This window comes from Pseudooceanicola algae (assembly GCF_003590145.2).
In the GTDB taxonomy this organism is placed as follows: Bacteria; Pseudomonadota; Alphaproteobacteria; order Rhodobacterales; family Rhodobacteraceae; genus Pseudooceanicola; species Pseudooceanicola algae.
Genome location: NZ_CP060436.1, coordinates 104,220 through 115,882, shown reverse-complemented (window position 1 = coordinate 115,882; position 11,663 = coordinate 104,220). Strand labels below are relative to the sequence as shown.

Below are 11,663 nucleotides of genomic sequence, written 5' to 3'. Positions count from 1 at the left end.
TTTGACGTATCGACATGGCCGGTCGGGCTGCTACCTTTGCTTTCAGAGACCAAAACGTCCCGCAGGCCAAGCCGCCCGAGGGACGAAAGACTGGAAAGGAAAATCGGGAATGCTGCGGTATCTGCACACGATGGTCCGGGTCAAGAACCTGGAAGAGAACATGGCCTTCTACGACTTGCTCGGCCTGAAGGAAATCCGCCGGGTTGAAAACGAAGGCGGGCGCTTTACGCTGGTTTTCATGGCCCCCGAAGGGCAGGAGGACTGCCCGGTCGAACTGACGTGGAATTGGGACGGTGACGACGAACTGCCCAGCGACAGCCGGCATTTCGGCCACCTCGCCTACCGGGTCGCGAATATCTACGAGACTTGTCAGAAACTTATGGACGCAGGTGTGACGATCAACCGGCCGCCGCGCGATGGCCACATGGCCTTTGTGCGCTCACCGGACAATATTTCGATCGAACTGCTGCAGGAGGGGAATCTTGAACCGGCAGAACCGTGGGTGAGCATGGAAAACACCGGCCACTGGTAAGCGGCGCGCCCCGTCGGACCCGGCCCCTGCCATGCCTGGCGCGGGCCGGGCTGGCACTGGTGGGCGGCTGTCTGGCCATGCTGTGCTCGCATGGCGTGCAGGCGCAGGAACAGACAGGCGAGGCGCCTTGCCGCCTTGCCCTGGTACTGGCGCTGGATGTCTCGGCGTCGGTTGATGCCGAAGAATACGTCCTGCAACGCGACGGGCTGGCGGCCGCGCTGCTGTTGCCGGAAATCCGTCAGGCGGTGCTGAACGGTGGCGGTCCCGTGGCGCTGGCGGCCTATGAATGGAGCGGGCGGCAACAACAGGCAATCATCCTGCCCTGGACCCTTCTTCGAAGCGAAGGCGACCTGATGCGGGCCGCCAGCCAAATCGCCTCGGCGCAGCGCAGCCATACCGGGTTTCCGACGGCCTCGGGCTATGCGCTTGGCTTCGGGGCCGGGATGCTGACCCGTGCCCCGCAATGTGACCGCGCGGTGCTGGACCTGTCGGGGGATGGCATCAACAACGAAGGCTTCGGGCCTGATCTGGCCTATGCGAATTTCCCCTTTGCCGGTGTGGTGGTCAATGGGTTGGCGATCCTCGGGCCCGATGACGGGGTGTATGATTTCTATCGCGATCAGGTTCTGCACGGCCCTGGCGCCTTTTTGGAAATCGCCCGGGGGTTCGAGGATTTCGGCCAGGCAATGGGATTGAAGCTTTTCCGCGAAATCAACGATCTGCAGATCGGATCGGACCAGATCAAGGCGCCCGGATGCTGCGGATAGCCCTGCTGCTGGCGACCCTTGCCGCCAGTGTGGCCCCTGCCAGTGCCGAAAGCTGCCGCAAGGCTTTGGCGCTCGGGCTGGATGTCTCCGGCTCTGTCGACGCGGACGAATACCGGTTGCAGCTGGATGGGTTGGCAGCAGCCCTGGGCGAGTCCGAGGTTCGGCGCGCGCTGCTGGACATACCCGGGGCCCCGGCCCGCCTGATGGTCTTTGAATGGAGCGGCCCGGCGGATCAGCGCGTCCTGGCCCCCTGGCGCAGCATCCGGTCGCCGGGGGATATCGCCGCCCTGCAGGACCAGTTGCGACACACCCAACGGCAAGCGATGGAGCCTTCGACGGCGCTCGGCGCGGCGATGAATTTTGCCCGGCGCGAGTTGGATGCACAGGACGACTGCTGGAGCCTGGTTCTGGATGTCTCGGGCGATGGGGTCCACAATACCCGCCCCCACCCTGCCAGCGTCGATATGGGGCGGATCACCGTGAATGCGCTCGCCATCGGGTCGGGGGACGGCACAGGGCGCGGTGGTGAGAGCATGGGGATCCAGAAGCTTTCTGCCTATTTTCGCGCCTATGTGTTGCGGGGACCGGATGCCTTCGTGGAAACCGCCCTGGGCTTTGAGGGCTATCATGCCGCCATGGCGCGCAAACTGCTCAGAGAGCTTCAGGTGCTGGCCGTCTCGCAAGTTACTGAACCCTGAACGGGCACCATTAGGCCGCAAGCCCCGCCACCGGGTCGCGCCATCCGGCTGCCTTCGGCGCAGCAGGGACACGCCCCCTAGTAGATGTAGCGGATCTGATCCGTCCAGTACCGCTCCAGCCGTCGCAGAGAGCCGTTCACCGATTCCATCGTGCCGAAATCCATCACGTTGCGGCTTTCGATCCCTTCGGATTGCCGTTCGAACAGCCCGGCGACGATATCGCGGATCTCGCGGCCCTTCTGCGTCAGCCGGACGCGGACCGAGCGCCGGTCGATTTCGCAGCGTTCATGGTGCATGAACCCCATCTCGACCAGTTTCTTGAGGTTGTAGCTGACATTGCTGCCCTGGTAATAGCCGCGGCTTTTCAGCTCGCCTGCCGTCACCTCGTTATCGCCGACGTTGAACAGCAGCAGCGCCTGTACCGCATTGATCTCCAACACGCCGACACGTTCGAATTCATCCTTGATGACATCCAGCAGAAGCCGGTGCAGCCGTTCGACCATCGCCAGCGTATCCAGGTAGCCCACCAGGTAGTCCGGCGGCACCGGCCGGGGTCCGATCGCGTTCTGAATGCTCATCCAAGTCTCCGTCCAAAACAACTTGGGCAGAAATTGACCTAGATTCGCGAAAATTGCGTTAATTCCAAATGGATAGGCCGTTCCATGGTTAACATCCCATGCAACATGCCTCTCCGCGCTCCGCCCGCGACTGGCGCCCTGTCAGCCGGAGACTGCGGCGATCCGTGCCAGCATGGGCGCCAGGTTGGCCGGGGCCTCCTGCTGACCCGAGACCCATTGGTAGAGGTCCTGATCGTTCTGCGACAGCACCGCGTCATAGGCGTCCAGTTCCGCAGCCGACAGCCCGTCCAGTTCGGCATCGGCAAAGCGCATCAGGATGATGTCCATTTCCTTGATGCCGCGCCGCATGGAGCGCATGCGCATCCGTTTCACACGGGTTTCGCGGGGCTCTCCGACGGGAAAGGGTTCGGTCATTCGGCGGTTTCCTTCAGCACGGTCCTGAGACGCTTTTCCAATAGCGCCAGACGGTCGGCCATGCCAGTCATCTGGGCGCGGATCTCGCGCATCTCGCCAAGCGCGGCCATGGCACCGGGATCGGGCTGCGCGGCGTCCCCATCCTCGGGTGGCGCGACGCCTTCGCCGACACCGTTCAGCAGCCAGGTCAGGGAAACATTCAGCAAGCCGGCAAGCATCTGAAGCTTGTTGGCGCGAGGTTCCGACAGATCCTGTTCCCAGCTTTTCAGCGTCGACAGTTTCACCCCCAACCGCTTGGCCAGCAGACCCTGGGACATTTCAGAGGCCAGCCGAGCCGCTTCGATACGATCCCCGAACGTGGCGCTGTCGGCGCTGTACCAATCGTCTGACATGGGTGTCCTTCCCTTGAGCCTTTTGCGCAATCCCACCTCGCGGCGGGCGCGGACCGGCCGTTGCGTCTTGAACGGCTGACGGGGCCAGCCTAAGACGGTCGAGCTGCAAACACAAACCGGAGTCCCGGCTGATGGCCTTTCTGTCCGACACATTGTCCCGCGTCAAACCTTCGCCGACCATCGCCATGACGACCAAGGCACAGGAACTGAAGGCTACCGGCAGGGATATCATCGGGTTGAGCGCCGGCGAACCCGACTTCGACACGCCCGATCACATCAAGGCCGCCGCCATTGCCGCCATCGAGGCCGGCAAGACGAAATACACCGCCGTCGATGGCATCCCGGAACTGAAGGCCGCGATCTGCGCCAAGTTCAAACGTGACAACGGGCTCGACTACACCCCGGCGCAGATCACTGTGGGCACCGGCGGCAAGCAGGTGCTCTACAATACGCTGATGGCGACGCTGAACCCCGGCGACGAGGTCGTGATCCCCGCACCCTATTGGGTCAGCTATCCCGATATGGTCCTGCTGGCCGGGGGCACGCCCGTGACCGTGCCAGCCGCGCTGGAAACCGGTTTCAAGATCACCCCCGATCAGCTGGAGGCGGCGATCACCCCGCAGACCAAGTGGTTCATCTTCAACTCCCCCTCCAACCCCACTGGCGCCGGCTATAGCCGGTCCGAGTTGAAGGAGCTGACCGATGTGCTGATGCGCCATCCGCATGTCTGGGTGCTGACCGACGACATGTATGAGCACATGGCCTACGGCGATTTCACCTTCTGCACCCCGGCCGAGGTCGAACCGGCGCTTCATGACCGTACCCTGACCGTGAACGGCGTGTCCAAGGCCTATGCGATGACCGGCTGGCGGATCGGCTATGCCGGTGGCCCCGAGCCGCTGATCGCCGCGATCCGCAAGATCCAGAGCCAGAGCACCACGAACCCCTGTTCGATCAGCCAATGGGCGGCGGTGGAGGCGCTGAACGGGCCGCAGGATTTCATCGCGCCGAATAACCAGATGTTCATCCGGCGCCGCGACATTGTCTGCACGATGCTCAACCAGATCGACGGAATCACCTGCCCGGTGCCCGAAGGGGCCTTTTACGTCTACCCATCCATCGCGGGACTGATCGGCAAGACCAGCGCAGGCGGACGTCTGATCGACACCGACGAAGCCTTTGCCATCGCGCTGCTGGAAGAAACCGGCGTCGCGCTTGTCTTCGGGGCAGCCTTCGGCCTCAGCCCGAATTTCCGCATCTCCTATGCCACGTCGGATGCGGCCCTGACGGATGCCTGCACGCGTATCCAGGACTTCTGCCGGGCCCTGACGTAACTTGAATGGACCCGAGCCGCGCCGCACTTGGGCGCTCTTTCCCACAAGGACAGCCTATGCCAAGTGACCTGCCCGATTTCTATTTCCGCATCCGCGACAATGGAGCCTTCGTGTTTCGGGTGGGCCGCGACGACCGGCAAAGGCGGCTTGGCCTGGACCAGATCGCCGCCGTGAACATCCGCAACGGAGAGATCAAGCCGCAGGGCGATCACGTGCTGGACGACGAGGAAACCGCCGTGATCCGCAAGTGGATGGTGGGGCGGCGCGCCCTTCTCGCCGCCCGTCAGGCAGAAGAGATCCGGGCAACCATCGAATCAATCAACCTGACCGCACAATGGGTCCAGACCAAGGCCAGCCCCGAGGAACTGGATGGCGTGGCCGATGATCTGTTGATGGCCATGCATGACCTGCGCGGCCTGATCGTGCGCAAACGGGCCGATGCAATGACCCGTCAGGAAGCGGCAAGCCAGGACTCCGACAAGGACTGACAGCCGGGTCGGGTGGCCGACTGGTCGGCGCTCAGACCTCGGTCGGGGCGGTACCGGCCTTGATCCCGTATTGCAGTGAAATCTCGCGCTGGATGCGCGGCATCACCTGCCGCCAGAGACGGTACATCAGCCAGACCGCCGCCATCGCCAGACCGCAGGCCATGCCGAACCAGATCCCGACGCCACCCACGCCAAGCTTGAAGGTCAGGATATAGGCGACCGGAACGCCGACGATCCAATAGCTGACCGCCGCCACCAGCATCGGGCGCTGCGTATCCTGCAAGCCGCGCAGGATGCCGAGCGCGATGACCTGATAGGCATCGGTCAACTGGTACAATGCCGAGGCCGCAAGCAGGATGGTCCCGAAGGCCAGCACCTCGGCCCGGACGGGTGATGCGGGGTCGATGAACAGCCCGATCAGCACCTCTGGCCAGGCCAGGAAGACGGCGATGGTCAGCAGGCTGACGATCCCCGACAGAATGATCGCCGTCACGGCGCCGCGCCGGATATCGGTCATCGTGCCACGCCCATGGGCCCGCCCGGCGCGCACGGTGGCGGCCTGGCTTAGCCCCAGGTGCACCATGAAGGTGACCGATGTGATCTGCATGGCGATGCCATGGGCGACCAGCGGGATTTCCCCGATCCAGCCCATCATGACCGAAGAAAAGGCGAACAGGCCGACTTCGCAAATCAGCGTCAGGCTGATCGGCCAGCCAAGGCGGAAGACCGCGCCGAAGGCTTCCCAATCGGGCCGCCAGAGCCGCACGAAGACCTCCTGCCCGGGCAGGGCGTGGCGCACGTAGGCCACCAGAAAGGCCAGCGTCGCGAAATGCATGATCAGCGATGACCAGGCGGCGCCGCGAATGCCCAGTTCGGGCGCGCCCCAGTGGCCGAAGATCAGCGCGTAATTACCCGCCGCATTGACCACCACCGAGACCAGCGTCGCGATCAGCACCATGCGGCTGCGCTCCAGCGCGGCAAGGTAGCTTTTCAGCGCCATGGCCGCATGGGCCGGGAACAGACCCCAGGCCAGGATGCTCAGGTAATCGCCCGCCGCCGCCGCGATCTCGGGCTTCTGGCCGAGCGCCAGAAAGATCGGTTCCGCGTTCAGCAGCACCGGCAGGCTGACCAGCGCGGCCAGCATCGCCAGCCACAGGCCCATGCGGGTGACACGCCGCGCCTGGGTGGTGTCTCCGCGCCCTTCGGCGGCGGCGACCAGCGGCGCCAGCGCGGCGGAAAAGCCGGATCCGGCGATGAACAGCACGAAGAACAGCGAGGAGCCGATGATTTCCCCGGCCAGTGCGGTGGTGTCATACCAGCCCAGCATGGCCGCATCGACCAGGCTCAGCGAGACCTGCGCGATCTGGCTGCCGGCCAGCGGCAGGCCCAGGGTCAGCACAGCCCCGAAGTGGCGACGATATGACATTGCGGCAATCATCGCTGGCCCTTACGCCGCGCCGCGCGACCTGGCAAGAGCCAGTGATCCACAGCATCAACCAAGGATGGACAGACCCGCCCATGCGCCCGGCCATGCCCACGCCCGGCACAGGGCCCTGACCCGCGCCCGGCACCCGGGCGCCAACCCCGCACTCTGGCCCGCATCCCGCCTCGGGACTGCACATGTCCCTGCACCGGCTCCCTGCACCGGCACTTGCCGGCCCCCGGCCCTGCGCCAAACCGCTTTCCCCCAAGGCCCCGCGCTGCCATAATGGCGCGAAGACCCAAAATCAAAAAGAGCAGCAGATGGCAGACGATCTACTTAGCGGGACCGGCCCCGAGACCTATGACGCCTCTTCGATCGAGGTGCTTGAAGGGCTGGAACCGGTGCGCAAGCGGCCGGGCATGTATATCGGCGGCACCGATGAACGCGCCCTGCATCACATGGTGGCCGAGATCCTCGACAACTCGATGGACGAAGCCGTCGCCGGGCATGCCAACCGGATCGAAGTCGAGCTGCACGCGGATTATTCGATGACCATCCGCGACAACGGTCGCGGCATGCCCTTCGACCCGCACCCCAAGTTCCCCGGCAAGAGCGCGCTCGAGGTGATCCTTTGCACCCTGCACGCGGGCGGCAAGTTTTCCGGCAAGGCCTACGAGACCTCGGGCGGTCTGCACGGCGTCGGGGCCTCGGTCGTCAACGCCCTGTCGGATTCGATGGTCGTGCAGGTGGCCCGCGACCGCAAGCTGGTCGAGCAGCGCTTTTCGCGCGGCATCCCGCTTGGCCCGGTCGAGGAAATCGGCAGCGCACCCAACCGGCGCGGCACCACCACGACCTTCCACCCGGATGCCGAGATCTTCGGCAGCCACCGGTTCAAGCCGGCGCGGGTGTTCAAGTCGATCCGGTCCAAGGCCTACCTGTTCTCGGGCGTGGAAATCCGCTGGAAATCCGCCATCGACGACGGCGAAACCCCGACCGAGGCCTCCTTCCACTTTCCCGGCGGTCTGGCGGATTACCTGAACGAGACCCTGACAGGCGCGACCACCTATGCCGATCAGCCCTTTGCGGGCCGGGTCGATTTTCAGGAACGCTTCGGCGTGCCGGGGCGGGTCGAATGGGCGATCAACTGGACCCCCGCGCGGGATGGCTTCATCCAGAGCTACTGCAACACCGTCCCCACCCCCGAAGGCGGCACCCACGAGGCCGGGTTCTGGGCCGCGATCCTGAAGGGCGTGCGCGCCTACGGCGAACTTGTGAACAACAAGAAGGCCGCGCAGATCAACCGCGACGATCTGGTGACCGGGGCCGGCGCGCTGGTGTCCTGCTTTATCCGCGAACCCGAATTCGTCGGCCAGACCAAGGACCGGCTGGCCACCACCGAGGCCGCAAGGCTGGTCGAGGGCGCGGTGCGGGACCACTTCGACAACTGGCTGGCGGCGGATACGAAATCCGCCGGGGCGATCCTCGACTTCCTGGTGCTGCGGTCCGAAGAACGCCTGCGCCGCCGGGCCGAAAAGGAAACCGCACGCAAAAGCGCGACCAAGCGCCTGCGCCTGCCCGGCAAGCTGACCGATTGTTCGGCCACCAACCGCGAAGGCACCGAGCTGTTCCTGGTCGAGGGCGATTCCGCCGGCGGCAGTGCAAAGATGGGCCGTGATCGCAAGACGCAGGCCCTGCTGCCCCTGCGCGGCAAGGTGCTGAACGTGCTGGGGGCCGCCAGCAACAAGATCGGCGCCAATCAGGAAATCGCCGACATCTGCCAGGCGCTCGGTGTCGGGCTGGGCTCCAAGTTCAACGTCGACGATCTGCGCTATGACAAGATCATCATCATGACCGACGCCGATGTCGACGGCGCCCATATCGCGGCCCTGCTGATGACCTTCTTCTTCACCCAGATGCGCCCGCTGATCGACCAGGGGCACCTGTACCTGGCCTGCCCGCCGCTGTTCCGTCTGACCCAAGGCGCGCATCGCCTGTATGTCGAAGACGAGGCAGAGCGCGATCTCTGGCTGGAGAAAGGCATCGGCGGCAAGGGCAAGATCGAGGTCAGCCGCTTCAAGGGTCTGGGCGAGATGGATGCCAAGGATCTGAAGGAAACCACGATGGACGTGAAAAGCCGCAAGCTGATCCGCGTCACCATCGACGAGGACGAGCCGGGCGAAACCGGCGATCTGGTGGAACGGCTGATGGGCAAGAAACCCGAGCTGCGCTTCCAGTACATCCAGGAAAACGCCCGCTTCGTCGAAGAACTGGACGTCTGATCCCCCGCGTCCCCAAAGCGGTCATCGCGAGAACTGGCAGTTTCCCGCCGGTGTTCCGCTGATGGCCGCGACAGGAAATGATCGCCCGCGCGTATAACCTTCGAACAAGAAGGAATATCGCCATGAAGCGCATCATCATCACCGTCCTCGCCGCCTCGGTCCTGTTGTCCGGCATGGCCAATGCCCAGACCGGCCGGTCCGACGACAATGGCCAGCAGATCATCCGCCAGCAGGATGACAACAGCCAGAACTGGGATGGCCAAAGCCAGAACCGCAACGACCAGAACCAGAACGGGCAAAGCCAGCACGGGCAAAACCAATCCAGCCAGGGTCACGACAACCGCAACCAGCAGGCCAGCCAGAACAACCGCGCACAGGATAATCGCGCACAGGACAACCGGCAGGCCCAGTCGCGCGCGCCCCAGAACATCGGCCGGGGCGAAGCCTTGCCGAACGGCTACCGCGAAGTCGGCAATTACCGCGACTACGGCCTGCCGGCCCCCGGTAACGGCTATCGCTACGCCGAATACAACGGAGAGATCTTCCGCATCGCCGCCCAGACCGCCATCGTCGCCGCGACGGTCGGGATCGTGGCGAACCTGCTGAGGTAATCCGCCTTCAAAGACAAAAGCCCCCGCGGACCACTGTCTGACGGGGGCTTTTTCATGGCAGGTGACAGACCTGTCGCGGGACTTCAGGCGCCCTCTGTCGCGGGCACAAGCGTGCCGTTTTCCATCCGCAGCACCCGGTCCATCCGCGCGGCCAGTTCAAGGTTGTGCGTAGCGATCAGCGCCGACAGGCCGGTGTCGCGCACCAGCCCCATCAGCGCGCCAAAGACCGTGTCCGAGGTCGCCGGATCGAGGTTCCCCGTCGGCTCATCCGCCAGCAACAGCGCCGGACCATTGGCCAGCGCGCGGCAAAAGGCGACCCGCTGCTGTTCACCGCCCGACAATTCCGCTGGCCGGTGGCGCATCCGGTCCGACAGGCCGACACGCTCAAGCAGTTCGTCGGCACGGGCCTCGGCCGCGCGGCGCGAGGTCCCGGCGGCAAGCTGAGGCAGGATGATGTTTTCCGCCGCGCTGAATTCCGGCAGCAGGTGGTGAAACTGGTAGATGAAGCCGACCTTGTCCCGCCGGATCGCGGTGCGCGCGCGATCCCCGAGGCTTGCCATCTCGGCGCCTTCGATGGCGACGCTGCCGCTGTCGGGCTGATCGAGCAGGCCCGCGATATGCAGCAGGGTCGACTTGCCGGAGCCCGAAGGCGCGACAAGGGCGACGACCTCGCCCCGTTCGAGGCTGAGCGAGGCATCGCGCAGCACGTCGATCTGGTTTGGTTGGCCGTGGTTGTACCCCTTGCCAAGCCCGGACAGGCGCAGGACGGGGTCTTGCCGGGGATCATTCATAGCGCAGGGCCTCTACCGGGTTCATGCGCGCCGCGCGGCGGGCAGGAAAGATCGTCACCACGAAGGACAGGAACAGTGACAGGGACACGGCAGAAAGCACATCGCCCAGCTGCAATTTCGCCGGCAGTTCGTAGATCCCGCGGATCGACGGATCCCAGACCCCGCCGCCCGAAACGAAGTTCACCACCGAAAAGATCGGGTCGATATAGATCGCGAAGAGGCAGCCCAGCACCACCCCGGCAATCGTGCCGATGATGCCCGTCGAGGCGCCGCAGATGAAGAAGACCCGCAGGACCGAGCCTTCGCTCAGGCCCATGGTGCGCAGGATGCCGATGTCGCGACCCTTGTTCTTGACCAGCATGATCAGCCCCGAGACGATGTTCATCGAGGCGATGAGCACCAGCACCGACAGAATGACGAACATCACGTTGTCCTCCATGTCGAGCGCCCGCAGGAAGCTGCCCGAAGCGTCACGCCATGTCCAGGCAAGCGCCACCGGACCGCCTTCGGCCTCGGCGGCATCCAGCAGGGCGGGCACCATCACGTCGGCGCGTTCGGGATCGGTCACCATGACCTCGATCTCATCCGCGCGGCCTTCACGGTTGAAATAGGACTGCGCCTCGGCGAAGGGCATGTAAAGCCGGGTGCGGTCGATGTCGTAGCGCCCGGCGGTGAAGATATAGGTCACCGGATAGCTCGACACGCGGGGCGAGGTGCCGAAGGCCGTCTTGACCCCCTCGGGCGAGATCAGCTTGATCTGGTCCCCGATGGCCAGCCCCAGTTCCCGCGCCACGCCGGACCCGATGGCGACACCGTTGCCGAAATCTGCGATGTCGCCAAAGCTTTGATCCGGGCTGGCGATGCGCGGCAGGCCTTCCAGATCTGCGGCTTCGATCCCGAAGACCTCGACCCCGGAACTGTAGCTGTTGGCCGAGGCCATGACCTGCCCCTTGATCAGCGGCGCGGCATGGGTGACGCCGGGCACCGCCGCGATGCGGCCGGCCATCGCGGCATACTCCGTGATGCTGCGGTCCGTCCCGCCGGTTTCGCTGTACTGGGGCTGGGCATAGATCGTCACATGGGCATTGGCCCCAAGGATCGTGTCGACGAATTCGGCCCGGAACCCGGCCCGTACCGACAGGGTTGCGATCAGCGCAAAGACCGCCAGGGCGACGCCGATCAGGGAAATCCATGTCATCACCGAAACGCCGCCTTCGGCACGGCGGGCGCGCAGGTAGCGCCAGGCGATCATCCATTCGAAAGGCGCGAAAGGCGGCGCGGATCTGCTCAAGGTCATTTCCTGTTCTGGTTGGCCGAGAAGGTGGCGCGAGGCAAGGGGGCCGTCAAGGGCACCAC

At 64.7% G+C, this 11,663-nt stretch carries 13 protein-coding genes; 7 read left to right on the top strand and 6 right to left on the bottom strand.

The window, feature by feature from the left end; translation table 11 throughout:
- Nucleotides 1–109: 109 nt before the first annotated feature.
- From PSAL_RS00515 to PSAL_RS00505, 3 genes are read left to right on the top strand one after another with little or no spacing between them, the layout of a single operon-like run.
- Nucleotides 110–532: a VOC family protein gene (locus PSAL_RS00515; protein WP_119839125.1), complete on the top strand. Its 423-nt coding sequence runs from the start codon at nt 110–112 to the stop codon at nt 530–532.
- Nucleotides 499–1,299 carry a DUF1194 domain-containing protein gene (locus PSAL_RS00510; protein WP_331274415.1) on the top strand — a complete coding sequence of 267 codons (801 nt, stop codon included), beginning with the start codon at nt 499–501 and terminating at the stop codon, nt 1,297–1,299. Before PSAL_RS00515 ends, PSAL_RS00510 begins: the two co-directional genes overlap by 34 nt.
- The gene (locus PSAL_RS00505) at nt 1,287–1,997 is read left to right on the top strand and encodes a DUF1194 domain-containing protein (RefSeq protein ID WP_119839126.1); all 711 of its coding nucleotides are present in this window, start codon (nt 1,287–1,289) and stop codon (nt 1,995–1,997) included. The genes PSAL_RS00510 and PSAL_RS00505 overlap by 13 nt, the downstream gene beginning before the upstream one ends.
- 77 nt (nt 1,998–2,074) lie before the next feature.
- Here the strand turns inward: PSAL_RS00505 and PSAL_RS00500 are convergent, their stop codons facing one another.
- The 3 genes from PSAL_RS00500 to PSAL_RS00490 form a co-directional block, all read right to left on the bottom strand.
- Nucleotides 2,075–2,575 (bottom strand): MarR family winged helix-turn-helix transcriptional regulator, encoded by a 501-nt coding sequence (locus tag PSAL_RS00500; RefSeq protein WP_119839127.1) that lies wholly within the window; start codon nt 2,573–2,575, stop codon nt 2,075–2,077.
- 141 nt (nt 2,576–2,716) lie between these two features.
- A complete protein-coding gene (locus tag PSAL_RS00495; protein WP_119839128.1) occupies nt 2,717–2,989 on the bottom strand; it encodes an FAD assembly factor SdhE in 273 nt (90 codons plus the stop codon).
- A complete protein-coding gene (locus PSAL_RS00490) occupies nt 2,986–3,381 on the bottom strand; it encodes a helix-turn-helix domain-containing protein (protein WP_119839129.1) in 396 nt (131 codons plus the stop codon). Before PSAL_RS00490 ends, PSAL_RS00495 begins: the two co-directional genes overlap by 4 nt.
- A 131-nt stretch (nt 3,382–3,512) precedes the next feature.
- Here PSAL_RS00490 and PSAL_RS00485 point away from each other — a divergent pair, with 131 nt between their 5' ends.
- Both PSAL_RS00485 and PSAL_RS00480 read left to right on the top strand, forming a co-directional pair.
- Complete coding sequence (locus PSAL_RS00485) at nt 3,513–4,715, top strand: pyridoxal phosphate-dependent aminotransferase (protein ID WP_119839130.1); 1,203 nt, start codon at nt 3,513–3,515, stop codon at nt 4,713–4,715.
- 56 nt (nt 4,716–4,771) lie between these two features.
- Nucleotides 4,772–5,203: a hypothetical protein gene (locus PSAL_RS00480; RefSeq protein WP_119839131.1), complete on the top strand. Its 432-nt coding sequence runs from the start codon at nt 4,772–4,774 to the stop codon at nt 5,201–5,203.
- Between the two features lie 31 nt (nt 5,204–5,234).
- On the opposite strand, the gene PSAL_RS00475 is transcribed toward PSAL_RS00480, so the two are convergent.
- Entirely contained in the window at nt 5,235–6,629 is a 1,395-nt protein-coding gene (locus PSAL_RS00475; protein ID WP_231388566.1) for an MATE family efflux transporter, read from the bottom strand.
- A 317-nt stretch (nt 6,630–6,946) separates the two neighbouring features.
- Between PSAL_RS00475 and parE the strand changes: the two genes are divergently transcribed.
- Nucleotides 6,947–8,905 (top strand): DNA topoisomerase IV subunit B, encoded by a 1,959-nt coding sequence (parE, locus tag PSAL_RS00470; protein ID WP_119839133.1) that lies wholly within the window; start codon nt 6,947–6,949, stop codon nt 8,903–8,905.
- Between the two features lie 122 nt (nt 8,906–9,027).
- Nucleotides 9,028–9,516, top strand: a complete 489-nt coding sequence (locus tag PSAL_RS00465) for an RcnB family protein (RefSeq protein ID WP_119839134.1) — start codon at nt 9,028–9,030, stop codon at nt 9,514–9,516.
- Nucleotides 9,517–9,599: 83 nt separating this feature from the next.
- Here PSAL_RS00465 and PSAL_RS00460 read toward each other — a convergent pair whose 3' ends face one another.
- Complete coding sequence (locus PSAL_RS00460; protein ID WP_119839135.1) at nt 9,600–10,307, bottom strand: ABC transporter ATP-binding protein; 708 nt, start codon at nt 10,305–10,307, stop codon at nt 9,600–9,602.
- Nucleotides 10,300–11,604: a lipoprotein-releasing ABC transporter permease subunit gene (locus PSAL_RS00455; protein WP_119839136.1), complete on the bottom strand. Its 1,305-nt coding sequence runs from the start codon at nt 11,602–11,604 to the stop codon at nt 10,300–10,302. The genes PSAL_RS00460 and PSAL_RS00455 overlap by 8 nt, the downstream gene beginning before the upstream one ends.
- Between the last annotated feature and the right edge of the window lie 59 nt (nt 11,605–11,663).

What these genes read in the sequence shown, in the direction of transcription:
- parE (WP_119839133.1), top strand. Translation starts at nt 6,947, where the DNA reads ATGGCAGACGATCTACTTAGCGGGACCGGCCCCGAGACCTATGACGCC.
- PSAL_RS00485 (WP_119839130.1), top strand. Translation starts at nt 3,513, where the DNA reads ATGGCCTTTCTGTCCGACACATTGTCCCGCGTCAAACCTTCGCCGACC.
- PSAL_RS00490 (WP_119839129.1), bottom strand. Translation starts at nt 3,381, where the DNA reads ATGTCAGACGATTGGTACAGCGCCGACAGCGCCACGTTCGGGGATCGT.
- PSAL_RS00475 (WP_231388566.1), bottom strand. Translation starts at nt 6,629, where the DNA reads ATGTCATATCGTCGCCACTTCGGGGCTGTGCTGACCCTGGGCCTGCCG.
- PSAL_RS00505 (WP_119839126.1), top strand. Translation starts at nt 1,287, where the DNA reads ATGCTGCGGATAGCCCTGCTGCTGGCGACCCTTGCCGCCAGTGTGGCC.
- PSAL_RS00500 (WP_119839127.1), bottom strand. Translation starts at nt 2,575, where the DNA reads ATGAGCATTCAGAACGCGATCGGACCCCGGCCGGTGCCGCCGGACTAC.
- PSAL_RS00495 (WP_119839128.1), bottom strand. Translation starts at nt 2,989, where the DNA reads ATGACCGAACCCTTTCCCGTCGGAGAGCCCCGCGAAACCCGTGTGAAA.
- PSAL_RS00480 (WP_119839131.1), top strand. Translation starts at nt 4,772, where the DNA reads ATGCCAAGTGACCTGCCCGATTTCTATTTCCGCATCCGCGACAATGGA.
- PSAL_RS00455 (WP_119839136.1), bottom strand. Translation starts at nt 11,604, where the DNA reads ATGACCTTGAGCAGATCCGCGCCGCCTTTCGCGCCTTTCGAATGGATG.
- PSAL_RS00460 (WP_119839135.1), bottom strand. Translation starts at nt 10,307, where the DNA reads ATGAATGATCCCCGGCAAGACCCCGTCCTGCGCCTGTCCGGGCTTGGC.
- PSAL_RS00515 (WP_119839125.1), top strand. Translation starts at nt 110, where the DNA reads ATGCTGCGGTATCTGCACACGATGGTCCGGGTCAAGAACCTGGAAGAG.
- PSAL_RS00465 (WP_119839134.1), top strand. Translation starts at nt 9,028, where the DNA reads ATGAAGCGCATCATCATCACCGTCCTCGCCGCCTCGGTCCTGTTGTCC.